This window comes from Streptococcus sp. HMSC10A01 (assembly GCF_001807785.1).
Taxonomy (GTDB): Bacteria; Bacillota; Bacilli; order Lactobacillales; family Streptococcaceae; genus Streptococcus; species Streptococcus gordonii.
In genome coordinates this window covers 124,097-149,169 of sequence record NZ_KV790969.1, presented here as the reverse complement: position 1 = coordinate 149,169, position 25,073 = coordinate 124,097, and the positions used below count along the sequence as shown (strand labels likewise).

General features: G+C 37.8%; 27 protein-coding genes, 1 pseudogene and 1 other annotated feature. Of the genes and pseudogenes, 23 read left to right on the top strand and 5 right to left on the bottom strand.

Annotated features, from left to right (window positions below):
• Positions 1–128 precede the first annotated feature (128 nt).
• The 10 genes from HMPREF3108_RS05420 (at position 129) to HMPREF3108_RS05375 (ending at position 12,499) form a co-directional block, all read left to right on the top strand.
• Entirely contained in the window at positions 129–1,055 is a 927-nt protein-coding gene (locus HMPREF3108_RS05420; RefSeq protein WP_070493662.1) for a glycosyltransferase family 2 protein, read from the top strand.
• A gap of 68 nt (positions 1,056–1,123) precedes the next feature.
• The gene (gene rfbD, locus HMPREF3108_RS05415; RefSeq protein ID WP_070493660.1) at positions 1,124–1,975 is read left to right on the top strand and encodes a dTDP-4-dehydrorhamnose reductase; all 852 of its coding nucleotides are present in this window, start codon (positions 1,124–1,126) and stop codon (positions 1,973–1,975) included.
• Positions 1,976–2,168: 193 nt separating this feature from the next.
• A complete protein-coding gene (gene cps2T / locus HMPREF3108_RS05410; RefSeq protein WP_070493657.1) occupies positions 2,169–3,317 on the top strand; it encodes a beta 1-4 rhamnosyltransferase Cps2T in 1,149 nt (382 codons plus the stop codon).
• Complete coding sequence (locus HMPREF3108_RS05405) at positions 3,314–4,255, top strand: glycosyltransferase family 2 protein (RefSeq protein WP_070493644.1); 942 nt, start codon at positions 3,314–3,316, stop codon at positions 4,253–4,255. Before cps2T ends, HMPREF3108_RS05405 begins: the two co-directional genes overlap by 4 nt.
• Entirely contained in the window at positions 4,255–5,061 is an 807-nt protein-coding gene (locus HMPREF3108_RS05400) for an ABC transporter permease (RefSeq protein ID WP_045502712.1), read from the top strand. Before HMPREF3108_RS05405 ends, HMPREF3108_RS05400 begins: the two co-directional genes overlap by 1 nt.
• Complete coding sequence (locus HMPREF3108_RS05395; protein ID WP_045502715.1) at positions 5,061–6,284, top strand: ABC transporter ATP-binding protein; 1,224 nt, start codon at positions 5,061–5,063, stop codon at positions 6,282–6,284. Before HMPREF3108_RS05400 ends, HMPREF3108_RS05395 begins: the two co-directional genes overlap by 1 nt.
• A 12-nt stretch (positions 6,285–6,296) precedes the next feature.
• On the top strand, positions 6,297–7,646 hold the full coding sequence (locus HMPREF3108_RS05390; RefSeq protein ID WP_045502718.1) for a glycosyltransferase: 1,350 nt from the start codon (positions 6,297–6,299) through the stop codon (positions 7,644–7,646).
• A gap of 1 nt (position 7,647) precedes the next feature.
• Positions 7,648–9,396: a rhamnan synthesis F family protein gene (locus tag HMPREF3108_RS05385; RefSeq protein ID WP_070493643.1), complete on the top strand. Its 1,749-nt coding sequence runs from the start codon at positions 7,648–7,650 to the stop codon at positions 9,394–9,396.
• A complete protein-coding gene (locus HMPREF3108_RS05380) occupies positions 9,393–11,861 on the top strand; it encodes an LTA synthase family protein (RefSeq protein ID WP_012000444.1) in 2,469 nt (822 codons plus the stop codon). Before HMPREF3108_RS05385 ends, HMPREF3108_RS05380 begins: the two co-directional genes overlap by 4 nt.
• 149 nt (positions 11,862–12,010) lie before the next feature.
• Positions 12,011–12,499: an EbsA family protein gene (locus HMPREF3108_RS05375; RefSeq protein ID WP_008808776.1), complete on the top strand. Its 489-nt coding sequence runs from the start codon at positions 12,011–12,013 to the stop codon at positions 12,497–12,499.
• Here HMPREF3108_RS05375 and HMPREF3108_RS05370 read toward each other — a convergent pair.
• Positions 12,496–12,693, bottom strand: coding sequence for a ferredoxin (locus HMPREF3108_RS05370; protein ID WP_305366743.1), 198 nt, complete (start codon positions 12,691–12,693; stop codon positions 12,496–12,498). The genes HMPREF3108_RS05375 and HMPREF3108_RS05370 overlap by 4 nt on opposite strands.
• A gap of 45 nt (positions 12,694–12,738) precedes the next feature.
• On the opposite strand from HMPREF3108_RS05370, the gene HMPREF3108_RS05365 reads away from it, so the two are divergent.
• The 6 genes from HMPREF3108_RS05365 to HMPREF3108_RS05340 all read left to right on the top strand — a co-directional run bounded on the left by HMPREF3108_RS05365 (position 12,739) and on the right by HMPREF3108_RS05340 (position 15,839).
• Entirely contained in the window at positions 12,739–13,188 is a 450-nt protein-coding gene (locus HMPREF3108_RS05365) for an SAG1386/EF1546 family surface-associated protein (protein ID WP_012000446.1), read from the top strand.
• Between the two features lie 9 nt (positions 13,189–13,197).
• Positions 13,198–13,875, top strand: a complete 678-nt coding sequence (gene cmk, locus HMPREF3108_RS05360; RefSeq protein ID WP_061410816.1) for a (d)CMP kinase — start codon at positions 13,198–13,200, stop codon at positions 13,873–13,875.
• A gap of 26 nt (positions 13,876–13,901) precedes the next feature.
• Positions 13,902–14,031 (top strand) — a sequence feature (ribosomal protein L20 leader region).
• Between the two features lie 117 nt (positions 14,032–14,148).
• Entirely contained in the window at positions 14,149–14,679 is a 531-nt protein-coding gene (gene infC, locus HMPREF3108_RS05355; protein ID WP_008808772.1) for a translation initiation factor IF-3, read from the top strand.
• A 34-nt stretch (positions 14,680–14,713) separates the two neighbouring features.
• On the top strand, positions 14,714–14,914 hold the full coding sequence (gene rpmI / locus HMPREF3108_RS05350) for a 50S ribosomal protein L35 (protein WP_001125942.1): 201 nt from the start codon (positions 14,714–14,716) through the stop codon (positions 14,912–14,914).
• Between the two features lie 50 nt (positions 14,915–14,964).
• A complete protein-coding gene (gene rplT / locus HMPREF3108_RS05345; protein WP_000124830.1) occupies positions 14,965–15,324 on the top strand; it encodes a 50S ribosomal protein L20 in 360 nt (119 codons plus the stop codon).
• Positions 15,325–15,458: 134 nt separating this feature from the next.
• Positions 15,459–15,839 (top strand): lactoylglutathione lyase, encoded by a 381-nt coding sequence (locus tag HMPREF3108_RS05340; RefSeq protein WP_000157141.1) that lies wholly within the window; start codon positions 15,459–15,461, stop codon positions 15,837–15,839.
• A gap of 65 nt (positions 15,840–15,904) precedes the next feature.
• Here the strand turns inward: HMPREF3108_RS05340 and HMPREF3108_RS05335 are convergent, their stop codons facing one another.
• Both HMPREF3108_RS05335 and HMPREF3108_RS05330 read right to left on the bottom strand, forming a co-directional pair.
• Positions 15,905–16,645 (bottom strand): amino acid ABC transporter ATP-binding protein, encoded by a 741-nt coding sequence (locus tag HMPREF3108_RS05335; RefSeq protein WP_046165663.1) that lies wholly within the window; start codon positions 16,643–16,645, stop codon positions 15,905–15,907.
• Positions 16,645–18,030 (bottom strand): annotated as a pseudogene (locus HMPREF3108_RS05330) (amino acid ABC transporter substrate-binding protein/permease); the annotation flags it as partial. The gene HMPREF3108_RS05335 and the pseudogene HMPREF3108_RS05330, both read right to left, overlap by 1 nt.
• Before the next feature lie 450 nt (positions 18,031–18,480).
• Here HMPREF3108_RS05330 and uvrB point away from each other — a divergent pair.
• The 7 genes from uvrB (at position 18,481) to HMPREF3108_RS05295 (ending at position 23,924) form a co-directional block, all read left to right on the top strand.
• Positions 18,481–20,469 (top strand): excinuclease ABC subunit UvrB, encoded by a 1,989-nt coding sequence (gene uvrB, locus HMPREF3108_RS05325; RefSeq protein ID WP_070493640.1) that lies wholly within the window; start codon positions 18,481–18,483, stop codon positions 20,467–20,469.
• Positions 20,470–20,576: 107 nt separating this feature from the next.
• Positions 20,577–21,353 (top strand): hypothetical protein, encoded by a 777-nt coding sequence (locus HMPREF3108_RS05320; protein ID WP_070493639.1) that lies wholly within the window; start codon positions 20,577–20,579, stop codon positions 21,351–21,353.
• 31 nt (positions 21,354–21,384) lie between these two features.
• The gene (locus HMPREF3108_RS05315) at positions 21,385–21,882 is read left to right on the top strand and encodes a GNAT family N-acetyltransferase (RefSeq protein ID WP_070493638.1); all 498 of its coding nucleotides are present in this window, start codon (positions 21,385–21,387) and stop codon (positions 21,880–21,882) included.
• Between the two features lie 34 nt (positions 21,883–21,916).
• Positions 21,917–22,462, top strand: a complete 546-nt coding sequence (locus tag HMPREF3108_RS05310) for a DUF1697 domain-containing protein (RefSeq protein ID WP_070493636.1) — start codon at positions 21,917–21,919, stop codon at positions 22,460–22,462.
• Positions 22,452–23,012 (top strand): hypothetical protein, encoded by a 561-nt coding sequence (locus HMPREF3108_RS05305; protein WP_070493634.1) that lies wholly within the window; start codon positions 22,452–22,454, stop codon positions 23,010–23,012. The genes HMPREF3108_RS05310 and HMPREF3108_RS05305 overlap by 11 nt, the downstream gene beginning before the upstream one ends.
• Positions 22,990–23,433 (top strand): hypothetical protein, encoded by a 444-nt coding sequence (locus HMPREF3108_RS05300; protein WP_070493630.1) that lies wholly within the window; start codon positions 22,990–22,992, stop codon positions 23,431–23,433. Before HMPREF3108_RS05305 ends, HMPREF3108_RS05300 begins: the two co-directional genes overlap by 23 nt.
• Before the next feature lie 23 nt (positions 23,434–23,456).
• Positions 23,457–23,924 carry an 8-oxo-dGTP diphosphatase gene (locus HMPREF3108_RS05295; protein WP_070493626.1) on the top strand — a complete coding sequence of 156 codons (468 nt, stop codon included), beginning with the start codon at positions 23,457–23,459 and terminating at the stop codon, positions 23,922–23,924.
• 40 nt (positions 23,925–23,964) lie between these two features.
• On the opposite strand, the gene HMPREF3108_RS05290 is transcribed toward HMPREF3108_RS05295, so the two are convergent.
• Together HMPREF3108_RS05290 and HMPREF3108_RS05285 are read right to left on the bottom strand one after the other, a co-directional pair.
• A complete protein-coding gene (locus HMPREF3108_RS05290; RefSeq protein ID WP_070493623.1) occupies positions 23,965–24,477 on the bottom strand; it encodes a transcription repressor NadR in 513 nt (170 codons plus the stop codon).
• 38 nt (positions 24,478–24,515) lie between these two features.
• Positions 24,516–25,043 (bottom strand): hypothetical protein, encoded by a 528-nt coding sequence (locus tag HMPREF3108_RS05285; RefSeq protein WP_012000459.1) that lies wholly within the window; start codon positions 25,041–25,043, stop codon positions 24,516–24,518.
• Positions 25,044–25,073 lie beyond the last annotated feature (30 nt).

Here is a 25,073-nt window from a genome sequence, read left to right as displayed (position 1 = left end):
TTTTTATTATTTCCACACATTTTAATTAAATAGATGCAAATACTTTTTACAATGAGTAAAGTTACCTTGATATTATAATTTGACTTTTTAATAGTGAGACTATACAATAGAACAATAAAGGAGTGACTATGACCATTTCAGTAATTGTTCCTTGTTACAACGAGGAAGAAAGCCTTCCGCTTTTCTATGCGGAAATGGAAAAAATAAAACCAAGACTTCGTGATAACATAGAGTATATTTTCGTCAATGATGGTTCTCAAGACAAAACCTTGGAAGTTTTACACGAACTAAATATGATGGATCCCAATGCTCATTTTATTTCATTTTCTAGGAACTTTGGGAAAGAGGCGGCTTTATATGCTGGTCTTCAGCATGCAAGAGGAGAGCTTGTAACGGTCATGGATGTGGATTTACAGGACCCACCAGAACTTTTAGTTGAAATGAAAACCATGTTGGATGAACAAAAAGATTTGGACTGCGTGGGTACACGTCGAACGAGTCGAGAAGGGGAACCGCCTATTAGGAGTTTCTTTGCCAATCTTTTTTATAAGCTGATTAACAAAATTAGCCAGGTAGAAATGGTGGATGGTGCGCGTGATTTCCGTCTCATGCGTCGACCGATGGTAGATGCTATTTTAGAGGTTTCTGAATACAATCGTTTCTCTAAAGGGATTTTTGCTTGGGTAGGTTTTAAAACAGAGTATTTAGAATATAAAAATGTTGAGCGAGTGGCGGGAAAGACATCTTGGAATTTCTGGCAACTTTTTAACTATTCTTTAGAAGGGATTGTCAACTTTTCAGAAGCGCCCTTACACATTGCTTTCTTGGGAGGCTTGCTTTCCTGGATTCTTGCCTTTCTTTTAGTTGTCTTTATCATTGTAAGGACTCTGGTATTTGGTGATCCTACATCAGGTTGGCCGTCACTCATGACAGTTATCCTCTTTATTGGTGGGTTTCAGTTACTAACCATTGGAATTTTGGGGAAATATATTGGCAAAGTCTTTACAGAAACTAAAAAACGGCCTGTCTACATCATTAAAGAGAAGAGTAGATAAGCAGATTTTTTCTGCTTTTTTTGTTATAATATTTTCATTGAATGTTTACGACAGGAGAAGAATAACACATGATTTTAATCACAGGTTCAAATGGTCAGCTTGGAACAGAACTTCGTCATCTTTTAGATGAGCGTAATGAGGATTATGTTGCAGTTGATGTTGCCGAAATGGATATTACAAATGCTGAAATAGTTGAAAAGGTCTTTGCAGAAGTTAAACCAACCTTAGTTTATCACTGTGCGGCTTATACAGCAGTTGATGCAGCAGAGGATGAAGGAAAAGAGCTTAATTATGCTATCAATGTGACTGGAACAGAAAATGTAGCAAAAGCGGCTGAAGCACACGGAGCGACATTAGTTTATATTTCTACGGACTATGTCTTTGATGGCCAAAAGCCTGTCGGTGAAGAATGGGAAGTAGATGATCAACCAGATCCTAAAACAGAATACGGCCGTACCAAGCGTATGGGAGAAGAGTTGGTAGAGAAGTATTCTAGTCGTTTCTACATTATTCGTACAGCTTGGGTCTTTGGTAATTATGGTAAAAACTTTGTCTTTACTATGCAAAACTTAGCTAAGACTCACCCGACTTTGACAGTTGTTAACGACCAGCATGGGCGTCCTACTTGGACTCGTACCTTAGCTGAATTCATGACTCATCTGGCTGAAAACCAAAAGGAATTCGGTTATTACCATCTGTCTAATGATGCCACAGAAGACACTACTTGGTATGACTTTGCAGTTGAGATTCTCAAGGATACAGACGTAGAAGTGAAACCAGTGGATTCAAGTCAATTCCCTGCTAAAGCAAAACGTCCACTCAACTCAACTATGAGTTTGGCCAAGGCAAAAGCTACTGGTTTTGTTATTCCAAGCTGGCAAGATGCTCTGAAAGAATTCTATAAACAAGAGAAAAAATAAAAAGAAGAGGCTGAAACAAATGTTTTAGTCTTTTTTTATAATGCTTAAAGAAAGCCTGGAATTTATCAAATGATGATCCTCTAATCAATAGAATCTCTTACGGTTCTTCTATTTTTTTGGGTCTAAGCTCACATAAAAGTCGATAAAATGGTATAATAGATTGGATTGCAATAAATTTGAATCGGAGAAGAATATGCAACATGTCTTTATTATTGGAAGCCGAGGCCTTCCTGCAAAATACGGGGGCTTTGAAACCTTTGTAGAAAAATTAGTTGAACATCAAGTATCTTCTCAGTTGCAATATCATGTTGCCTGTTTGTCTGAGCATGAGACAGGACAGCATACCATGTATAAAGGTGTTGATTGTTTTAGTATTAAAGCGCCTAAATTAGGTCCAGCTAGAGTGATTGCTTATGACATGATGGCTATTCGCTATGCTTTAAAAATGATCAAAGAACAAAAAATTGAGTCGCCTGTTTTCTACATCTTAGGAAATACGATTGGTGCCTTTATTGCACCTTTTGCCAAAATGATTCATAAAGCAGGCGGGACATTTTTTATCAATCCAGACGGTCTTGAGTGGAAACGTGCTAAGTGGACTAAGCCTGTTCAAAGCTACCTTAAATACTCTGAGAAGTTGATGACTAAACATGCAGATTTGGTTATATGCGATAATCAAGGTATTGAATCCTACATCCAGAATGCCTATCCATGGTCTAAGACGACTTTTATTGCTTATGGTACAGATCTTAAGCTTTCTAGCTTGACTGATCACGATGAGCAAGTTCGGGATTTCTTTGGAAAATGGCAGAGCAAAGAAGATGACTACTATCTGATTGTTGGTCGCTTTGTTCCAGAGAATAACTATGAAACTATTATTCGTGAATTTATGTCTTCTGATACCAAGCGAGATTTAGTCATCATTTGTAATCATGAGGGTAATTCCTATTTGGATGAATTGCGACAGAAAACTGCCTTTGACCAAGATGAGAGAATTAAGTTTGTTGGGACAGTCTATGACCAGGAACTATTGAAATATATTCGCAACCATGCTTTTGCTTATCTTCATGGTCATGAAGTCGGTGGGACCAATCCAGGCTTACTTGAGGCTCTGGCTCAGACAGATCTCAACTTAGTTTTAGGTGTAGATTTTAATCGACAAGTAGCTAGAGAAACGGCTCTTTATTGGAAAAAGGAAAAGAATAGCTTAGCTGCTTTGATAAATCAAGTGGACAGCCAAAATGACTTTTCTGATTTTGGCCAAACAGCTAAGCAAAACATGAAACATAATTATACTTGGGAAAAGATTGTCGGTGAATATGAGGAGTTATTCTTATCATGAAAGTAAATATCTTGTTGTCCACCTACAATGGTGAGCAATTCCTAAAAGAGCAGGTTGAAAGTATCCAGCAACAGACCTATCAAAATTGGCAGCTTTTTATTCGAGATGATGGGTCATCGGATGGAACTGTTGCGGTTATTCAAGGATTGGTAGCTCAGGATCCTCGTATTCATTTTATCAATGAATATCAGATTGAAAATCTGGGAGTCATAAAAAGTTTTCATACTCTCTTAAAATATGAGAAAGCAGACTTTTATTGCTTTAGTGATCAAGATGATGTTTGGCTACCTGATAAGATTGCGCTTCAAGTGGCAGAAGCTGAGAAATACCCTCAGGATAAGCCATTATTGCTTTATACAGATTTAAAAGTAGTGGATGAAAACCTGGCTGTTCAGCACGAAAGTATGATTCGTACTCAGTCTGATCATGCAAATACAGAACTAGTACAAGAGTTGACAGAAAATACTGTAACAGGCGGAGTAGCCATGATCAATCATGCCTTGGCTGAGTTATGGACGGGGCAAGAAGCCCATGAGCTTCTCATGCATGATTGGTACTTAGGTTTGCTGGCTTCCGCTTTTGGAAAACTTGTCTATATTGATAAGCCAACCGAGCTTTATCGTCAGCATAGTAGTAACGTTTTGGGGGCACGTACTCTTAGAAAAAGGGTGAAAAACTGGGTTCGGCCCCATGTGCTTTTTGCTAAGTATTGGCACCTTATCAAGGCTAGTCAAGAGCAAGCAAAAAATTTATTAGATCTGTCTTTGAGCCCTGAAAATAAAGAATTAATTGAAAACTTTGTGACTATCATGGACGTGCCGTTTAGGGAACGCTTAGCACGTATACGCAAATATGGCTACCGTAAGAATCGTGCTTTTCACACTTGTGTTTTTACAACCTTGATATTGACAAAGTTTGCATATAGAGGTAAAAAATAATGTTTGACGTTTTTAGTCAGAAAAATCGAATTTTATTACGAGAGTTAATTAAAACGGACTTTAAATTACGCTATCAAGGATCAGCAATAGGCTATCTTTGGTCTATTTTGAAGCCCTTGATGACCTTTAGTATTATGTATATCGTCTTCATCCGTTTCCTACGTTTAGGTGGAGATGTTCCTCATTTTCCGGTTGCTTTGTTATTAGCCAACGTTATTTGGGGATTTTTCTCAGAAGCTACTTCTATGGGGATGGTATCGGTTGTTAGTCGGGGCGATCTTTTGCGTAAGCTAAATTTTTCAAAGCATATTATTGTCTTGTCAGCTATTTCAGGCGCAGCCATTAATTTCGCTATCAATTTAGTCGTTGTCTTGATTTTCTCACTCTTTAATGGAGTGACCTTCAGCTGGTCGGCTTTGATGGTGATCCCTCTCTTCCTTGAGTTGTTTTTGATGGCAACTGGTTGTGCTCTGATTTTATCAACTTTCTTTGTCCGCTTCCGTGATTTATCACAAATCTGGGAAGTAGTCCTACAAGCTGGCTTATATGCGACACCAATTATTTATCCTATTACATTTATTGCGGACCGCAACCCATGGGCAGCCAAATTGGTTATGATGAATCCTCTGGCTCAGATTATCCAAGACATGCGTTATTTCTTGATTGATAAGGCCAATACACCTGTCTGGCTTTTGGTTGAAAATAAGTTTTTGGTTCTTGTTCCTTATGTATTGCCAATTCTTATTTTCCTAGCTGGTTTTGCTTACTTTAACAAACATGCTAAGAAATTTGCGGAGATTCTCTAATGACAGATAAACAAATTGCAGTAAAAGTAGACCATGTCAGCAAGTACTTTAAGTTACCAACTGAGGCAACTAACAGTCTTCGTACTGCTATGGTCAATCGCTTTAAAGGAATTAAAGGCTATAAAGAACAGCACGTTCTTAATGATATTTCTTTTGAAGTAGAAAAAGGAGACTTTTTTGGAATCTTGGGTCGAAATGGTTCAGGGAAGTCTACTCTCTTAAAAATTATTTCTGAAATCTACGTTCCTGAAAAAGGTTCTGTCACAATCGATGGAAAGTTAGTTTCTTTCATTGAGCTAGGAGTCGGTTTTAACCCTGAACTGACAGGTCGTGAAAATGTCTACATGAATGGTGCCATGCTGGGCTTCTCAACAGCTGAAATTAACGCTATGTATGATGATATTGTGGATTTTGCTGAGTTGCATGAGTTCATGAATCAAAAACTTAAGAATTACTCTTCGGGAATGCAGGTTCGTCTTGCTTTCTCAGTTGCCATTAAGGCACAAGGTGATATCTTGATTTTGGATGAGGTTCTTGCAGTAGGAGATGAGGCATTTCAGCGTAAATGTAATGATTACTTCCAAGAACGGAAGAAATCAGGAAAAACGACCATTCTTGTTACCCATGATATGGGAGCTGTCAAGAAGTATTGCAATAAGGCTGTTTTGATTGAAAATGGCTTGGTTAAGGCAATCGGTAGTCCAGAAAATGTAGCTAACCAATATAGTTTTGATAATACAGCACCTTTGCAACATGGAGAAGAAGCGACTGGAGATGGACAAGCTTCTTCGGATGAACAAGTTTTGGTTGAAAACTTTCAATTACAGTTGTTAAGTTCGAATAAGTTACGCCCACAAGATCCAATTCAGTTCCAGATTGACTTTGATGTTCGAGAGGATATTCAAACTTATATTGCTCTTTCTTTAACAGATATCGATCGGAACATTTGGATTTATAATGACAATTCGATGAACCAATTAATGACTGGTGCTGGTCACAAAAGAGTTCATTACACTTGTTCACTTCCAACAGTGAATGATTTGAAAATGAAATTGGAGGTAACAGTCCGAGATGCCGAGGGGCAAATGTTGGCCTTCTCAGATGCTACTCAAACTCCACTCATTTTCATCAATCGAGATGATATAGATTTGGATGATAAGTCTGCTATGGATTCAGCAAGTGGCTTAATCCAGCGCAATGGAACATGGTCAATAACGGACTAGACTGAGGGAGATATGGAAACGACGCCTTTTGTTTCGATTATTTGTACTGTTTTTAACAAAGAACCGTGGTTGAAAAAGACTATTGATAGTTTTTTAGCTCAGAAAACGAGTTTTCCCTTTGAAATTATTTTGGTGGATGATGCCTCAAGTGATGGATCTCGCCGAATAATACAAGACTATCAAGCAAATTTTCCTGATTTGATTCGTGCCTTTTATCATGATGAAAATCAAGGAATTGCCAAAACATGGGTTACTATCTGTAAAGAGGCACGAGGGAACTTCATTGCTCGATGTGATGGTGATGACTTCTGGCTGGATTCTCTAAAGCTTCAAAAGCAAGTAGACTTATTGGAGAGTAAGCCTGACTGTAAATGGTCTAATACAGATTTTGATATCTATGATGAAAAGGGAGACTTTGTTTCCAAAGCAGGCTTTGCTAACAAAACAATCCCACTTGCGGATACTTATGAAAAAATGTTGGCCACCCGAGGGTTTACCATGGCATCTACCTGGTTAGTTGATAGGGACCTAATGCTAGAAGTAAATCAAGAGTTGGATTTAACTACATCAGATGACACCTTTAATCTGCAAATGGAGCTCTTCCAACGAACTTCTTTAGCTTTCCTAGGCGAAGCGACGGTTGCGTATACAATTAACCAAGGGTCAGATTCACGACCTTGTGATTTTAGAAAATTAGAACGTCGTTTTCAAAAGTTGTTAGAAACACAACTAGAGTATCTTGATAAATATCCCAACGCAGATTTTAAAGAGATGACTAAGATTCTTCTTGAACGAAATAATACTTACGAAATTCGTCTATCCAAGCCTATGGATTCTCTGTCTCATATTGGGATGGAGTCTGTTACAGTTTATTTTGGGGATGGTGAAAATGCTTATTCAGAAGAGCGCACTTTTGCCAAACTACTTCAAAAAGAAGACAGCTTAACATTTGAAATTCCTAAAGGAACGTCTGTTATTCGTGTAGATCTTTCGGAACGTCCAAGTTACTATTCTGAAGTAGAATTGAGAGGGCCTGATGGGAATGCATCATCACCTATCTATACGAACGGTGTTATTGCTGACGGCTTGTATTTCTTTAACGAACCTGATCCTCAGTTGATCTATGAAGTTGAAGAAGAAGCAATCTATCAATTGAGCTATAAGATGATTTCTGTGGATGATGCCTCTGCTCCCGATTATATTGGAAAAGTATTTGCGGCTGAAATGTTGGATAGTAGTAATAAGGTTAAAGAGCTTGAAGCTGAATTAGAGGCTACGAAAAAAGCTTACAAGACTGTTATCAATTCAAGACGTTGGACAATCCCAACGAAAATCTTGAAATTCTTAAGAATAAGGAAATAAAATGGAACGATTACTTTTATATGTTCACTTTAATAAGTTCAATCAGATTAGTGAACATGTACTTTATCAGCTTGAAAAAATGCGTCCCCTCTTTAGGAAGGTGATTTTCATTTCAAACAGCAAGATAAGTCAAGATCAGGAAGATGAACTGAAGAAAGAACTAGTTGATGAAGTTCTTTTGAGAAAGAACATCGGTTTTGATTTTGCTGCTTGGCGAGATGGAATGAAAAAGGTCGGCTTTGAAGAATTAAAAAGCTATGATTCAGTCACTTTAATGAATGACACATGCTTTGGACCTCTGTGGGATTTAGAGTCTCTTTACCAGGATTTTGAAAGTGATAGAAACGTTGATTTCTGGGGAATGACGAATTATCGTAAAGACAAAGATTTTAACGAGCATATCCAAAGTTATTATCTATCTTTTAAGCAAAATGTAGTCAATTCGGAAGCCTTTCAACCATTCTGGCAAAACATTCAGGATTTTACAGAAGTTCAAGATGTCATAGATCATTATGAAACCCAGGTTACAACTAATTTAGTGAAGGCAGGTTTTCACTATCAGACCGTTTTTAATACAATCCAGGCTGATGCTTCAGGTATGCTCTATCCGGATTTTTCTTACTATAATCCCACCTCTATCCTAAAAAATAGAGTGCCGTTTATCAAAGTAAAAACAATAGCAGCAAATGAAGGATTAACACCTTATATTTTAAACGACATTGAAAATACAACGGACTATCCTGTTGATTTAATTGTCAAACATATGTCTCGTATTGATTTGCCTGACTATCCTTACTTGCTTGGAAGGAAAATTTTAGATTTGTCTCTTCCAATTTCTATACCTGACAAGAAAATAGCTGTCCACCTTCATGTTTTTTATGTAGATTTACTAGCTGAATTCCTTCATGCATTTGAATCTTTCCATTTCTCTTATGACTTATTCATTACAACAGATAGCGAAAAGAAAAAGAACGAGATACTTGACATTTTAGAGGGAAAACAAGCAAAAGCAGAAGTCTTGGTAACAGGAAATGTTGGGCGAGATGTTCTTCCTATGCTTAAATTAAAGAGACATCTATCTCAGTATGACTATATTGGACATTTTCATACAAAAAAATCTAAAGAAGCTGATTATTGGGCGGGAGAAAGTTGGCGTAAAGAGCTAATTAACATGCTTGTTCATCCAGCAGATCAGATAGTTAGTCAATTAGGACAAGATGATCGCTTAGGGCTAGTCATAGCTGACATTCCTAGCTTCTTCCGCTTTAACAGGATTGTAGTCGCCTGGAATGAAGCCCTGATTTCTCCTGAGATGAATAAACTGTGGGAGCGCATGAATTGTCAAAAAGAAGTTGACTTTAAGCAAATGAATACCTTTGTCATGAGCTATGGAACCTTCGTTTGGTTTAAATATGACGCATTGTCTCCTTTATTTGATTTAAACTTGACGGAGGAGGATGTTCCGAGTGAGCCACTTCCACAAAATTCCATTCTTCATGCGATAGAAAGACTTTTGGTTTATATTGCTTGGGACAAGCAGTATGACTTTAAGATTTCTTATAATCAACTCGGTCTAACAGCTTTTATCGATAACAAGCAACTAAATAATCGAGAAGATTTACAGCCTCATACCTTTGTAGATTTTAACCAGATTGGTGGAATCAAGGGGGCTATGAAATACATCTTTATTGGACCTGCAAGAGCTATCAAATACATCTTAAAACGATTGTTAGGGAAGGGCAAGTCATGAAAAAAGCAGTTAAAATAGAACGTTTTTTATTGTTTATCCTGCCTATTTTATTCTTTTTTATCAATTTGTTCTTAATTCAAAGCCAGTTAGTTAGAGAGACTGATCCAACTGCTCCAGTAAGAATTCTAATTAAGCAAGAAAGAATTTTTTACCTCATTGGGTTAGGTGGCATTCCAATTTTACTGTCTTGTTATCGTTTTAAATTTGTATCTCTTATTCGCTTAGCTTATATCTATATTTTGTATTCCTTCTTGTCAAATTTAGTTGAAGATGCTTTAAATATCAATAATGAGAGTTATAAAAGTTGGAATTGGTTTGAGCATGTATTTTCTCAAAGAAATTTCTTTCCAGTTTTATTGTGGTTAGTACCTGCGATAGCTATTTTAACCCTGATCTTTAGAGCCCTAAAGATAGTATCTTTTCGTCTGAACAGGATTCAGTTGTCATCCAATGTTGAATTCCTTGTTCTGTCACAAATTTTACTATCTTTCCTTTTGACAGATAGTAAATTTCCTCAAGCACTTTACCAAACTGAATGGTTTATGGCTTTGAATCATAAATATGGCAGTGAATTGTTTACAGAACACCATTTCTGGCTTGTAACAGTGATAGTAGCAGTATTTTCTCTGCTAGCGACATTTATTTCCTACCATTTCGTAAGAGGTTTAAGTCACTTACTTAAAAATAGAAGTTCCTATTCTTTAGCGGTGGCAACTAGTATGACAGCTGCAGTTGTCTTTAACTATTTGATTCAAATTGGACTTGGCAAGGGGACACCTTTTTTAGAATACTACCAGTTGCCTGGAGCGACTAGTCTTCAGATCGTTATTCTCTTTTTGATCTTCTTGTTCTTATACCTGCTCATTAACCGATATTTTTTGACAACAGTCATCTTGATTGGAGGAATGAGCTTATTTGTAATTGCGAATTCAATCAAGTTTAGCATGCGAGGTGAGCCGGTCTTACCAAGTGATATGATTTGGCTTTCTTCACCAAGTACTTTGCTTAGTTTTGTGGATACCTCTTACATGAATGAAGCATTGAAATGGCTAACTATACTGATTATTGGATTTTTAATTCTTAACTATTTCCTTTTCAAAGGAAAAATGATTCAAAAATTCAGTCGTAGGTTTGTAAGACTAGTTTGTGTTTTCTTGTGTTTGATTGGGATTTTTCAGGTGTTTGCTCAGAAGGAAAATGGTAAGGTCAAAAGAAATATACCTGTCATTACAGTTCTGAATAACTTACAAGATATTACCTGGCTTGGTAATGCAAATAATGCACGCTATCGTTCATTAGCTTACGTCTGGATAAATCAATTGACGACAGAAGTAATGGCTAAACCAGAAGGCTATAAGGCGTCTAAGATAAAAGAAATAGAAGAGAAGTATTCTAAAAAGGCAGAGGAGATCAATCAAGCTCGAACAGACAACTTAAAAGATCATACAGTTATTTATGTATTGAGTGAGAGTTTTGCTGATCCAAGACGCATACAAGGGGTCACTCTGACTGAAAATCCGATTCCGAATATTGAAGAGATCAAAACTAAATCAACTAGTGGACTCATGAGATCTGATGGTTATGGTGGAGGAACAGCTAATATGGAATTCCAGACTTTAACTGGTTTGCCATTTTATAATATTTCTCAAAGTGTTTCGATACTTTACACAGAAGTTTTTCCTAAGATGAATAAGACTCCTGTTATAAGTGACTTATACGAAGGAAAAAATAGGATTGCTCTTCACTTAGCAGGTGCCGCAAACTATTCAAGAAACTATATCTATAATCACTTGAATTATGATCGTTTTATCACCGTAGAAACAAAAGGAATTAGTTATCAAAAAGAAGGAGTTAGTCCTAGCGATGCTTCAACTTATCAAATAGTCTTGGATAATATTAAAGAAGGCGATAATCAATTCTTTTCTGTAATGACGATGCAAAATCATTCTCCTTGGCTTGAAGCGAATCCTGAAACAATGGAAGGAAAAGGAGAGGGGTTTACAGACGAAGAAAATTCAAAGCTAACCTTCTATAGTCGCTTGCTTTTTCAAACTGATGTAGCAACCAAAAACTTTCTTGATCAACTGTCAAAAATCAATAAGAAAATAACAGTTGTCTTTTACGGTGACCATTTACCAGGATTGTATCCAACATCGATTTTTAAGAACCAGGAAGAAAATCAATACCTGACAGATTATTTTGTTTGGAGCAACTACGAAACACCAAAACTGAATTATCCACTAGTTAATTCCAGTGATTTCTCAGCTTTAGTCATGGAGCAAACAAATTCTAAAGTCTCACCATACTATGCATTACAAACCGAAGTATTACATAAGGCGAGTGTAGATAAATCTGATCTGGATGCTGAGGCTCAAGAGATAGCTAACGATATGCGAATGATTGAATACGATATGGTTGCTGGTAAAGGATATTTATCAAAAGACTTTTTCAAAGTCCCTCAATAGTTTATAAAAGTGGTTGAAAGCAATCCTAAAGGTTGTTATTTCACCACTTTTTATTTTGAAAATTTCTTATAAAATAATCATTTTATAGGATGATTTATACTCCCATTTTTTCTCAAAATATGCTAAACTAGTTAGAGGAGGATGAGGATATGATAAAGATTTTTGGACAACTTCGATATCACTGGCAACCAGATCTTTCAATCTTAGTTATTTATTGGTCTTTATCTGTCATTCCAATCTTTATTGGACTGTCTTTGATGTATGAGAGTTCGGATGTTCCTACTTTAGTCTTGTTTTTCCTGTTTTTATTTATGGTTTTACTTGGTGTAGGAGTTCATCGTTATTTTACCATTTATGATAATGGGATTTTACGCATCATAACAGCTAATCCCTTTACGCCATCAAAAATCGACATATCAACCATTCGAAAAGTGGCTGTAACGAAAACATCGATCACACTATATTTTGATGGCAAAGAAAAAGGCCGAACTTTTTGTATGAGAAAGTGGCCTAAAAAGTATTTTGTGAATGATTTAGCTTTAAATAAGCATTTTAAAGGTGAAGTCGAATTAGTTGATAACTTGACACACATTGATTACTTTGAAACCTATTATGCTAATCAGGATAAACACTCTTAATCTTTTTTTAGAGCGAGTGTGGGACAATTTTTGATTGCTTCAAGAACATCATCTGATTCTTCAATATGAGTTTCTAGGAGCTCATCATTGTGGGAAAATTTGACAATACCATTGTCATGGTAATCAAAAAGTTCAGAATAGGTTTGGCAGAGCCCACAAGCAATGCATCGTTCTGGGATGAGTGTTACTTTCATAGTCATATTGTAATAAGATTTTTGAAAAAATTCAAGGAGGAAGTCATGGCAAAAGAACCATGGGAAGAAGATATTTACGATAATGGAGAAAAAGATTTGAAAAGAACAAAAAAATCGAGTGATGTTTTAGCGAATAGAGTACTAACTATTTTAGCGGTTATTTTCTTCATCATGGTCATTGTGATTGTTGCAGGAATGATTTATCTTTCTGTTGGTGGCGGTGGGAAAAAAGCCGCTAAAGAAGGTTTTCTTGATACTAGTGCACCTGCTAGTAGTCAAGTAGCTAGTTCTGCACCTGCTGCAAGCTCTGAAACTAGTTCTGAAAGCACAACAGCTTCATCTGAAGGAACTATTACTGTTCAAGCTGGAGAAGGAGAAGCAGCCATTGCTGCTAGAGCTGGAATTTCTATTGCTGAATTAGAGCGCTTAAACCCTTCTCATATGACAACTGGATCATGGTATGCTAATCCAGGCGATGTTGTTAAAACTCGTTAGGAGGATACTATGAAACAGATTCAAATCGCAATTGATGGTCCAGCTTCCAGTGGGAAGTCCACGGTTGCAAAAATAATTGCTAAAGATTTGGGTTATACTTATCTTGATACAGGGGCTATGTATCGTGCAGCAACTTACCTAGCTTTGCAACATCAGCTGACTGCTGCAGATACAGAAGATATTATTAGACTGTTGGATGACTATTCTGTGAGTTTTGGTCGTTCTGAGTCTGGTCAACAATTAGTTTTTGTTGGGGATGTAGATGTGACTAATCCTATTCGCGAAAATGATGTTACCAATAATGTTTCTTGGGTTTCTGCTATTCCAGAAGTTCGGGAAAAATTAGTATCTCTTCAGCAACAAATTGCAAGTCAAGGTGGTATTGTCATGGATGGTCGTGATATTGGCACGGTCGTGCTACCAGATGCCGAGCTCAAGATTTTCTTAGTAGCTTCAGTTGATGAACGAGCTGAACGTCGCTATAAAGAGAATCTAGAAAGAGGAATTTCGGCAGATCTTGAAGTCTTGAAGAAGGAGATTGCTGACCGAGATTATAAAGATAGTCACCGTAGTGTTTCTCCTTTACGTCCGGCTGAAGACTCCATCACATTTGATACGACAGGAGTAAGTATTTCTGATGTAGTGGCATTTATTGAGGAAAAAGCAAAAAAAATTCTTGACAAGTAATAAGAAACTTGGTATGATAGTAGAGTTGAGAAAAGCAGAAGTGAGAGCTTCTCGCCTTGCGACTAACGTTGTCTGGCTCTACGGATTAAGTTTCAGTAATGAAATACTATCATGTAGTGCGGGCTTGCGTTAGCAAGTCCGCTCTTGTTTTTCTCGAATACTTAACTAAGTTTGGTCTAATTTAGGGATTAAATGCTAGTTGGTTCATCTGACATAAACATTGAATTCTAAAATCTTGACTCAGATTTGGAAGAGTAGAAAAATAAAAAAGAGGTGAAAACTATAGCAAAGCAAGACTTATTCATCAATGATGAAATCCGTGTACGTGAAGTTCGTTTAATTGGTCTTGAAGGTGAGCAATTAGGAATTAAGCCACTTAGTGAAGCGCAAGCACTTGCTGACGATGCTAATGTGGACTTGGTTTTGATTCAACCACAAGCTAAGCCGCCTGTTGCGAAAATTATGGACTATGGGAAGTTCAAATTTGAGTATCAGAAAAAACAAAAGGAACAACGTAAAAAACAAAGCGTTGTAACTGTAAAAGAAGTGCGTCTTAGTCCGACCATTGATAAGGGAGACTTTGATACTAAACTTCGCAATGCACGCAAGTTCCTTGAAAAAGGAAATAAAGTTAAAGTTTCCATTCGCTTCAAAGGGCGGATGATTACCCATAAAGAGATTGGGGCTAAAGTTTTAGCGGAATTTGCTGAAGCAACTCAAGATGTTGCCATTATTGAGCAAAGAGCTAAGATGGATGGACGTCAAATGTTTATGCAGTTAGCACCGCTTCCAGACAAAAAATAATTTTGTCAAAAGTTAAAAAAAGGAGAAATTTATCATGCCAAAACAAAAAACACACCGCGCATCAGCTAAACGTTTCAAACGTACAGGTTCTGGTGGCTTGAAACGTTTCCGTGCTTACACTTCACACCGTTTCCACGGAAAGACTAAGAAACAACGTCGTCATCTTCGTAAAGCATCTATGGTGCATTCAGGAGATTTCAAACGTATCAAAGCAATGCTTACTCGCTTGAAATAAGAGCAAGTTAATCACTGAATTATTCTAGGAAATATTGGAGGAAATAAAACATGGCACGTGTTAAAGGTGGCGTTGTATCGCGCAAACGTCGTAAACGTATTTTAAAATTAGCAAAAGGTTACTATGGAGCAAAACACATCTTGTTCCGTACTGCAAAAGAGCAAGTAATGAACTCTTACTACTATGCATACCGTGACCGTCGTCAGAAAAAACGTGACTTCCGTAAATTGTGGATCACTCGTATCAATGCGGCAGCTCGTTTGAATGGACTTTCATACTCACAATTGATGCATGGTTTGAAATTGGCTGAGATTGAAGTTAACCGTAAAATGTTGGCTGACTTGGCTGTTAACGATGCAGCAGCTTTCACAGCTCTTGCAGATGCAGCTAAAGCAAAACTTGGTAAATAATATCAAATTGGTCCTCAGGGACCTTTTTTCTTTTTAAAATATTAGTATTTAAAAAAACATGACGCTTTATAAAATCGATAAATAGGAACTTAGTCTTGAAAATGTTATAATATACAAAAGGAGGAATTATATTTATGGCTTCAAAAATGTTACACACTTGCTTGCGAGTTGAGAATCTTGAAAAATCAATCGCATTCTATCAAGATGCTTTTGGATTTAAAGAATTACGTCGCAAGGATTTTCCAGATTATGCCTTTACTATTGTCTATCTAGGACTTGATGGTGACGACTATGAATTAGAATTAACTTATAATTATGATCATGGTCCTTATGTTGTAGGGGATGGATTTGCTCACATTGCACTTAGCACACCTGATCTTGAGGCTCTCCATCAAGAACACAGTGCTAAAGGTTATGAGGTTACAGAACCAAAGGGGCTTCCAGGTAATCCACCAAACTATTACTTTGTTAAAGATCCTGATGGCTACAAGGTCGAAGTGATCCGTGAGAAATAAAAGGGATATAGTTTTATATTTCAAAAAATAAAACAACTCCGGCAATATTTTTTGCCGGAGTTATTTTATACATTAAGAACCTTGTCTAGGAAATCTTGCAAACGTGGATGCTGAGGATTATCGAAGATTTGGTCAGGTTTTCCATCTTCAAGGAATTCACCATCTGCTGTAAAGATAACACGATTAGCTACTTGACGTGCAAAGCCCATTTCGTGAGTTACGATAATCATTGTCATACCTTGCTCTGCTAATTCTTTCATAACATTTAGAACGTCACCGACCATTTCTGGGTCAAGAGCAGAAGTAGGCTCATCAAAGAGCATAATATCGGGGTTCATAGCTAAGCCACGAGCGATAGCAACACGTTGCTTTTGACCACCAGAGAGGCTGTTAGGGCTAGCATCGGCCTTGTCAGCTAATCCAACCTTTTCTAGTAATTCCATTCCCAAGGCATCCGCTTCAGCTTGGCTCATACGCTTATGCTGAACAGGAGCGAAGGTGATATTTTCAAGAACAGTCATATGTGGAAATAGGTTGAAGTGTTGGAAAACCATTCCGATATTTTCACGAACTAAGTCTACATTAGTGTTTTTGTCAGTTAGATCAAAACCATCAACAGTGATGGTACCACTAGTAACTTCTTCAAGTAGGTTAAGACTACGAAGAAAAGTTGACTTTCCTGATCCAGAAGGACCGATAATACAAACGACGTCCCCTTCATAAAACTTAGCAGTAATACCTTTAAGGACTTCATTTTCTCCATAGTATTTGTGAAGGTCATTTACATCAATTTTTAATTTTGCCATTATTGGATCCTCTTTTCTAAGCGTTTAGCTAATCTAGTAAGGAAAGTAATAATCAAAAGATATAAAACAGCGAGAATAGCGTACATACGGAAACTTTGATAGTTACGAGCGATGATATTTTTACCAGTTTGGAAGAGTTCTACAAGTCCGATCGCAGATACGATTGTAGTATCTTTAAGTGCAATTACGAATTGGTTGACAAAGTTTGGAAGCATAATTTTAGTTGCTTGTGGTAGGATGATTTTTCTCATAGTCTTAGAATAGGAAATTCCTAAACTCCGGCTTGCTTCCATCTGTCCTGCAGGTACCGCCTGGATACCGCCACGCACAATCTCAGCTATATAGGCACCTGAATTAAGAGAGAGGGCAATGGTACCTGCCACAAAATCGTTAATAGGAGTTTGCTGATTTGTAATTGATTCAATCAAGTTCGGTATACCCCAGAAGATAAAGGCAGCAAGAATCATAAGTGGAACACCACGAATGACGTCGACAAAGATTTCAGAGATCCAACGTAGTGGTTTATAAGGGCTGACACTAAACATTCCAAAGATAATACCAATTACTAAAGCAATAGCAAAGGAAAGAAGTGCTAAAGCGATAGTTACACCAAAACCTTTAAGAAGTTGAGGATAATTATTCTTTAAGAGTCCCAAAATAGTTGATTCATCAACTTCTGATTCAGAAGAATTATCGGCTAGGTATTTTTCAAGAATCTTATCGTAAGTTCCATTCTTTTTCAAGTTAGCTAGTCCATTGTTGAACATTTTGATCAATTCAGGATTGCTACCTTTTTTTACAGCGAAAGCCAATTTACCACTAGGAGTTCCTTTGATAGGTGTTTTAAACTTTTTCCCTTGCTTAATGGCATATCTAATAACAGGTTCATCATCCATGATAGCTGCTACTGAACCAGAATTCAGACTATCATAGAGAGAAGCGCCATCAGAAAATGTCTTAATTTTGTAACCATATTTTTTTTGATTATCTGTTAAGAAAGTTTGAGAGGACGTCCCGTTTTTAACACCGACCGTTTTCCCTTTTAAGTCTTCATAAGAAGAGATGGTGCTGGATTTAGCTACGGCTAAGATTGAGTTTGCTGAATAGTAGGAATCTGAGAAATCGAAAGTCTTTTTTCGTGCATCAGTTACAGTCATTCCCGCAATCATACCATCGGCATGACCGGTTTGTACATCGTTTAGTGCTACATCAAAACCAGGATTTTTAATGGTAATATTGAAGCCCTGATCTTTAGCAATGGCTTTGATCAAGTCCATATCAATACCTGTATATTGATTGTTATTGTCTTGAAAAACGAAAGGTGCGAAAGAGGAATCACTGGAAATAACATATTTTGATTTCACAGGTGTTGCTTTATCTTCCGCATGAACAACACTACTAGCAAAAGTAAGTAGCGCAGAGAATGTTAGTAAAAGTGCTATAATTTTTTGTTTCATACTAGTCTCCTTTTTAGAATATTGTATGATTATATCAGAAATTCGCAAGGATAGCAAATTTTTAATGAGTTGATGTCAGGTTATATAACATAAGATGGTTAGAATTATAGATTTAGAAACATGCCTAATTTATTGATTGTCCTATTCTAGTTATCATTTTCAAGCAATTAACAGTTTTGTTTTTTTAATAAGATTTGTTAGATGATTTTTAAAAATAACTTGCTTGATTTAAGATGAACGTTTTTATGTTTTTAAATGTGATGTGTGACAAGAGACAGATGATGATAATAGAAGCGTAGTAATTCTACCTACACCCAAATCCAGAGAAAATAGGGCAAATATGGTAAAATGATAGAAGCACAATTTAAGGAATAAAAGATGATTAACAGAATTACAGATAATAAATTTGAATTGGTTTCCAAGTACGAGCCTTCAGGAGATCAGCCCCAGGCTATCGAGCAGCTGGTGGATAATATTGAGGGTGGCGAGAAAGCTCAGATTCTCATGGGAGCGACTGGTACTGGTAAGACCTATACCATGAGTCAGGTTATTGCTCAGGTCAACAAGCCGACTCTGGTTATCGCCCATAATAAAACCCTGGCTGGCCAGCTGTATGGTGAGTTCAAGGAGTTCTTCCCCAATAACGCGGTGGAATATTTCGTTTCCTACTATGATTACTACCAGCCTGAGGCCTATGTGCCTTCCAGCGATACTTATATAGAAAAGGATAGCTCGGTCAATGACGAGATTGATAAGCTCCGTCACTCAGCGACATCTGCCCTCTTGGAGCGCAATGATGTGATTGTCGTAGCTTCTGTCTCTTGTATCTATGGTCTGGGTTCGCCCAAGGAATACTCCGACAGCGTGGTAAGTCTGCGTCCTGGACTAGAGATTTCTCGTGACAAGCTGCTTAATGATTTGGTAGATATCCAGTTTGAGCGCAATGATATTGATTTTCAGCGGGGGAAATTCCGTGTTCGAGGTGATGTGGTTGAGATTTTTCCAGCTTCTCGTGATGAGCATGCCTTTCGGGTGGAGTTTTTCGGAGACGAGATTGATCGGATTCGTGAGGTTGAAGCCTTGACCGGTCGAGTTTTGGGTGAGGTGGACCATTTGGCTATCTTCCCAGCCACTCACTTCGTGACCAATGAAGACCACATGGAAGTAGCTATTGCTAAGATTCAGGCCGAGCTGGAGGAGCAACTCGCAATCTTTGAGAAAGAAGGCAAGCTTCTGGAAGCTCAGCGCTTGAAGCAGCGCACAGAGTACGATATCGAAATGCTGCGTGAGATGGGCTATACGAATGGAGTTGAGAACTATTCTCGCCACATGGATGGTCGAAGCGAAGGAGAGCCTCCTTATACCCTTTTGGACTTTTTCCCTGATGACTTCTTGATTATGATTGACGAGAGTCACATGACCATGGGACAGATTCGCGGTATGTACAATGGCGACCGCTCTCGTAAGGAGATGCTGGTTAATTATGGTTTCCGCTTGCCGTCTGCCTTGGACAACCGTCCGCTGCGCCGAGAAGAATTTGAAAGCCATGTTCACCAGATTGTCTATGTATCGGCTACGCCGGGCGACTATGAAAATGAACAGACGGATACTGTTATCGAGCAGATTATCCGGCCGACAGGGCTTCTGGATCCAGAGGTAGAAGTCCGTCCAACAATGGGGCAAATTGATGATCTCTTAGGTGAAATCAATGCCCGTGTTGAAAAGAACGAACGTACCTTTATCACAACCTTGACCAAGAAGATGGCGGAAGATTTGACGGACTACTTCAAGGAAATGGGTGTCAAGGTCAAGTACATGCACTCAGACATCAAGACCTTGGAACGGACTGAGATTATTCGTGATTTGCGTTTGGGTGTCTTTGACGTTCTGGTTGGGATTAACCTGCTGCGCGAGGGAATCGACGTTCCCGAGGTTAGTCTGGTGGCAATCCTTGATGCAGATAAGGAAGGTTTCCTCCGCAACGAGCGTGGTCTGATCCAGACCATCGGCCGGGCAGCCCGCAACAGCGAGGGGCATGTTATCATGTATGCGGACACTATGACCCAGTCCATGCAACGTGCTATTGATGAAACTGCCCGCCGTCGGGCAATCCAGATGGCATATAATGAAGAGCACGGTATTGTACCGCAGACCATCAAGAAAGAAATCCGTGACCTGATAAGCGTGACCAAGGCAGCCCTGCCAGACAAGGAAGAAACTGTCGAAATCGAAAGCTTCAACAAGCAAGAGCGCAAGGACATGATTAAGAAACTGGAAGGACAGATGCAAGAAGCTGCCGGACTCCTCGACTTCGAACTAGCCGCACAAATTCGCGATATGATTCTGGAAATAAAGGCGATGGATTAAAAAATATAGTTAGTGCCAAAGTTGCAAACTAAGCTCTTAATTACTTCTCTAGTCAATGAGTCACTATGTAAAAAATAAGTTAGAGAAGTTTAAGTGGGGGAATTGAAGTGAAAAAGGATCTAATTAAACTAATACTTATTTTCTTTATTTCAATTTTTGTGATAGGCATGATACCGATAGTTCAATTGCTTTGGGCATTTTTGCCGACAAAACTTGTTACGAAAGAGGAAAAGCAGCATATTGAATATGTTGTGAACACAGCTTTTGAAGATAATTTAGGATTGAAGGTTAAGAACATAGAGATTCCAACTTGGGTCAGTCATTTTTCTTATCAATATTATGTAAAAGTTCAATTGACAGAAGGTGTAGACAAAATTTTAACTGATAAGTTAGAAGATAGGACTTATTCCTATTATGCTAATAGTGATGATGAACCATCTTCGATACTAACAAATCTTATCTTTTCTTATGTCTTAGATACAAATTCCCATCCTATGTTGAACACCTTATATTTTGATAAAGAGTCTGTTCTAAAGCCAGTGAAATTTAAGGAGCTGAAAACAGATTTAGATTACGATGTAGCTGATGACCAAAAAGGGTTTTATCGTGATTTGGTTCAAATTAAAAAGGAACTAAAGTATAATCCCAAGACAGAGAAGTATGAAGCATCAGCAGAGAACATAAAGAAATTGAGAAAGGATATGATCCGATTATCAGAAAAGTATGGGGCTCAATTGAATTTGTATCTCAATCTGGAAGGTCGAATTCCTGATGGTGCGACTCTAACTGATTATGTTGATTTTACTACCTTACCCAAAAATGTTTATGTAGTTGTTTGGGGAGAAAATGGGAAATTAGATAGTAATGGTTTTCAGGCGGAATAATCTAGATAGTTTTATTCAAGGAGAAAAACAAATGGTCATCACTATCAAAGCAATGGAAACAGCTGAGGAGATAGAAAGGAAATCCCGAGTTCATTGGCGGACATGGCGTGAAGCTTATGATGAGATTTTGCCTGCGGAATTTCAAGAGCAGATGACTTTGGATAAGTGCCGATTTTATAGTCAAAAGTATCCTGAAAATACCTTGATTGCTTTGGATGATGCTAAAGTGGTCGGCTTTGTTAGCTACGGTGATTTTCGAGATCCAGCTACGATAGCGGGTGAAATTTTCGCCTTGTATGTCTTAAAAGATTATTATGGTAAGGGTGTAGGACAGCAGTTAATGCAGGCTGCTTTTGCTGCCTTGTATGGTTATCAAGAGATTATATTATGGGTTTTAGAAGATAATAAACGTGCCATCGCCTTTTATGAAAAAATGGGTTTTGTTTTTGACGGTGAGGAAAAAGTCATTGACTTAGGAAAAGCCGTGAAAGAAAAACGGATGATTTACTCGAAAAACTCTAACAGTTAGTTTGGACATAATAGATATATTTTAAGGAGCACACATGCGTTATGCACTTTTACTCCGCGGCATCAATGTCGGTGGGAAAAACAAGGTCGTTATGGCTGATTTGAAGAAAGATTTGGCTGGGTTGGGTTTTGAAAACCCGGTTTCCTACATCAATAGTGGCAATCTTTTCTTTGATAGTGAGGAGCAGGAGGAGAGGATTCAGGAGATCTTGTCGGCTTATTTCAGTCAGTCTTACGATTTTCCTTTGCCTTTTGTCCTTGTCAGCTCTGCTATGCTTCAAAAAGAATCAGCTAATCTGCCTGTTTGGTGGCAGGATGAAACAGCCTTTCGGAGAGATGTTCTCTTTTATCTACCGGAGACAGATAGGGAAACTGTTCAAGAACTGGCAGGTAACTGGGCAAATGACAAGGAGCAGCTGCATTTTGGTCAGATAGCTTTCTTTTATAGCAATGCTGACCAAGCAGACTATCTCAAGTCCAACTATCATAAGAAACTGCTCAAGTCTAGTTTCTACAAGCAACTGACTATCCGAAATGGCAAGACTTTCCAGAAGATTGTGGAGTTGGTGAATGCGAAGTAAAACCAAAAAGAAAAATAAAAACAAAAATAAAAACAAAAATAAAAACAAAAGAAAAGTAAAAGTTCAGGGGAACAAGTTTATTCTTTGGTTGGAAAAGCATTGGATAATAGAAGCTCTTTTAGGTTATATATTCTTTATAATGGTTGGTCTTGGCGTGGGATATTTAACATTTGGTAATGAGAGCATTCCTGCTCCGCTTCGTGAGTTTAGTTATATTAGCCCCTTGTATCTAAATTTGTTTCTTTTGATTACTTTCCCATCCTATTCTTGGTTTGGAAGCCTGAGAGGAGAGGAGCCTAACTCGCTGAAAGACGTTTCAGAATTTTTTCTCTATCTAAATGGCCCGATTTTTCTTTTTCATTGTTTTGTAGGGATTAGATTGAAACACGGAAAAGGTTTTTTGCCACCTTTGATCACTTTGGATTCTCGCTATGTCTGGTTTCCGATTGCTACCTATCTAATCTTTTTCTTCATTTCAGCGTTAACGATCTTGATTTTAAAATATAATGAAGAAAAGAGGAAAAAACATGACCAAAGGGAATTTAATTAAATTGTTTTCATTTAAAACACTCTATCTGGCCTTGCTAACCTTCGTCATTCTTCATTTGATTTTGTTAGCTTTTGGCCTATCCTTTACTCCGGTTTTGTGGAATAGTTGGTTTTTTATTCTTTGTTTGACCCTTTTTATTCATCCTTGGATCGTCTTTTTTAGAACAAGGGATTTTCAATGGTACCACCTTATCTTTCAATTGTTCAGTGCATTAGTGGCACTTTATCTTTGGTTTGCAGCATTCTTTGTTTTGTCAATCATTCAAAATCCTGCTATTCCCATCAATATAGACTATCATATACAAGATAAAGAAATCATCATTGTTAGAGGTTTTTTGGTTCATAGTACTTATGAACATCATGAATTGATCAATCCCTTTATCATGAAGTCAGAAGTAAAATACAACGAAGATATGTTTTAATAACTTAGAAAGTGAGTAAATCCATGTCACGTGCCCAAGAAACGATTTTAACTAATATTTGCCTTATAGAAGATCTCGAAAACGGACGTGTGGTTATGCAATACCGCTCTCCTGAACGTAATCACTGGTCTGGCTATGCCTTTCCAGGCGGTCATATCGAGAAGGGCGAGTCTCTCCATGATGCAGTTGTGCGTGAGATTTTAGAGGAAACAGGTTTGACCATTCATCATCCCAAATTGGTCGGGGTAAAGAACTGGCATACGGATGAGGGAATTCGCTATATCGTCTTCTGCTACAAAGCGACTGAATTTTCCGGACAAATTCACTCGACAGAGGAGGGTGAGATTTCTTGGGTAGACAAGGATGCTCTGCCAAAGCTAGACTTAGCCTATGATATGCTGGAACTTCTGCGTATGATGGAGGATGAGGAACTATCGGAATATTACTATCACGAGCGGATAGAAGATGGTTGGCGTAAAAGTATGTACTAAAAAAACTGACTAGGTTAGATCCTAATCAGTCTTTTTTTGTTTACTCCAACAAAAACCCCAAATCCCTCAAAGCAGTCTCAACATAATCCAGATCCTGTTGAGAGTCAGCTTGGATCAGGTGATAGTGAACCCCATCTGTCAGCTCAGATAAGGGACGGAATTGAGATTCTTCGACCTGCTTAAGAAAATGTTGGACATCACGGCGACAGGTCAGCTTCAGGTAAGTCTGTATTTCACCATAAACTGGATGCTCAATCAGAATATTCTGGACTCGACCACCATTATCAACAATGGCTAATAGTTCAGCTTCCATATCTTCTACTCCATGTTTAATCTTGAATAGCCGATGAAAAGTAGGAATGTCGTCAGCTCCTTTATATAGATATCCACGATTAGTGGATAGGATAGGAGCACCATCAGCTCTAAGCAAGGCAATATCTTGAACAATAATCTGCCTGGTAACATGGAAATGCTCAGCCAAAGCTTGACCATTGATAGCAACACTAGATTGTTTTAAAAGTTCTAATAATTTTTCTTTTCTTTGCTTTGTCATAGCTTCATTTTAAGACAAATAAGAATAAGTTGCAAGGCTTATCTAATTTTTTTCAAAGCTTGGAAAATAAAATCGGAAATCAGAAAGTCTACGATACTGTGAATAATAGTACCAAAGCCAACCAAGATAAACAATAAATAGAAAAGATTACCACTTGGATAAGCAGTGGAGCTGTAAAAAATAACGCAGACCACCACTTCCCCTAATGCGTGGATAATGGCCATTACAATATTGAAAATCCACTTCTTAATTGGATTATTTAAGGTTTCGGGAGCTTTCTTCAAGTAGATAGCCCCAAGGGTACCGAATACAATATGAGAGAAAGCACGTAGGACAATTACAAATGGATAACCAGCTATCAAAAAACCATAAGTAGATCCTAAAATGACAATCACAGTCATTAGAGGCGAGATAAACATAGCCAGAAAGATGGCGACGTGGCTCCCCAACGTATAAGAAGCAGGGGGGATGACAATTTTTAAGGGCATAACCATAGGAATGGCAATTGCTAAGGCTGTGAGCAAAGCGGTTATGGTTAAAAATTGATTTTTAGATTTAATTTTCATTATAATCTCCTTTATGTGTATATACAGTAG

Excerpts from the sequence above, each read along its gene's own strand:
- HMPREF3108_RS05420 (WP_070493662.1), top strand. The coding sequence starts at position 129 with ATGACCATTTCAGTAATTGTTCCTTGTTACAACGAGGAAGAAAGCCTT.
- rfbD (WP_070493660.1), top strand. The coding sequence starts at position 1,124 with ATGATTTTAATCACAGGTTCAAATGGTCAGCTTGGAACAGAACTTCGT.
- cps2T (WP_070493657.1), top strand. The coding sequence starts at position 2,169 with ATGCAACATGTCTTTATTATTGGAAGCCGAGGCCTTCCTGCAAAATAC.
- HMPREF3108_RS05405 (WP_070493644.1), top strand. The coding sequence starts at position 3,314 with ATGAAAGTAAATATCTTGTTGTCCACCTACAATGGTGAGCAATTCCTA.
- HMPREF3108_RS05400 (WP_045502712.1), top strand. The coding sequence starts at position 4,255 with ATGTTTGACGTTTTTAGTCAGAAAAATCGAATTTTATTACGAGAGTTA.
- HMPREF3108_RS05395 (WP_045502715.1), top strand. The coding sequence starts at position 5,061 with ATGACAGATAAACAAATTGCAGTAAAAGTAGACCATGTCAGCAAGTAC.
- HMPREF3108_RS05390 (WP_045502718.1), top strand. The coding sequence starts at position 6,297 with ATGGAAACGACGCCTTTTGTTTCGATTATTTGTACTGTTTTTAACAAA.
- HMPREF3108_RS05385 (WP_070493643.1), top strand. The coding sequence starts at position 7,648 with ATGGAACGATTACTTTTATATGTTCACTTTAATAAGTTCAATCAGATT.
- HMPREF3108_RS05380 (WP_012000444.1), top strand. The coding sequence starts at position 9,393 with ATGAAAAAAGCAGTTAAAATAGAACGTTTTTTATTGTTTATCCTGCCT.
- HMPREF3108_RS05375 (WP_008808776.1), top strand. The coding sequence starts at position 12,011 with ATGATAAAGATTTTTGGACAACTTCGATATCACTGGCAACCAGATCTT.
- HMPREF3108_RS05370 (WP_305366743.1), bottom strand. The coding sequence starts at position 12,693 with ATGAAAGTAACACTCATCCCAGAACGATGCATTGCTTGTGGGCTCTGC.
- HMPREF3108_RS05365 (WP_012000446.1), top strand. The coding sequence starts at position 12,739 with ATGGCAAAAGAACCATGGGAAGAAGATATTTACGATAATGGAGAAAAA.
- cmk (WP_061410816.1), top strand. The coding sequence starts at position 13,198 with ATGAAACAGATTCAAATCGCAATTGATGGTCCAGCTTCCAGTGGGAAG.
- rpmI (WP_001125942.1), top strand. The coding sequence starts at position 14,714 with ATGCCAAAACAAAAAACACACCGCGCATCAGCTAAACGTTTCAAACGT.
- rplT (WP_000124830.1), top strand. The coding sequence starts at position 14,965 with ATGGCACGTGTTAAAGGTGGCGTTGTATCGCGCAAACGTCGTAAACGT.
- HMPREF3108_RS05340 (WP_000157141.1), top strand. The coding sequence starts at position 15,459 with ATGGCTTCAAAAATGTTACACACTTGCTTGCGAGTTGAGAATCTTGAA.
- HMPREF3108_RS05335 (WP_046165663.1), bottom strand. The coding sequence starts at position 16,645 with ATGGCAAAATTAAAAATTGATGTAAATGACCTTCACAAATACTATGGA.
- uvrB (WP_070493640.1), top strand. The coding sequence starts at position 18,481 with ATGATTAACAGAATTACAGATAATAAATTTGAATTGGTTTCCAAGTAC.
- HMPREF3108_RS05315 (WP_070493638.1), top strand. The coding sequence starts at position 21,385 with ATGGTCATCACTATCAAAGCAATGGAAACAGCTGAGGAGATAGAAAGG.
- HMPREF3108_RS05310 (WP_070493636.1), top strand. The coding sequence starts at position 21,917 with ATGCGTTATGCACTTTTACTCCGCGGCATCAATGTCGGTGGGAAAAAC.
- HMPREF3108_RS05305 (WP_070493634.1), top strand. The coding sequence starts at position 22,452 with ATGCGAAGTAAAACCAAAAAGAAAAATAAAAACAAAAATAAAAACAAA.
- HMPREF3108_RS05300 (WP_070493630.1), top strand. The coding sequence starts at position 22,990 with ATGACCAAAGGGAATTTAATTAAATTGTTTTCATTTAAAACACTCTAT.
- HMPREF3108_RS05295 (WP_070493626.1), top strand. The coding sequence starts at position 23,457 with ATGTCACGTGCCCAAGAAACGATTTTAACTAATATTTGCCTTATAGAA.
- HMPREF3108_RS05290 (WP_070493623.1), bottom strand. The coding sequence starts at position 24,477 with ATGACAAAGCAAAGAAAAGAAAAATTATTAGAACTTTTAAAACAATCT.
- HMPREF3108_RS05285 (WP_012000459.1), bottom strand. The coding sequence starts at position 25,043 with ATGAAAATTAAATCTAAAAATCAATTTTTAACCATAACCGCTTTGCTC.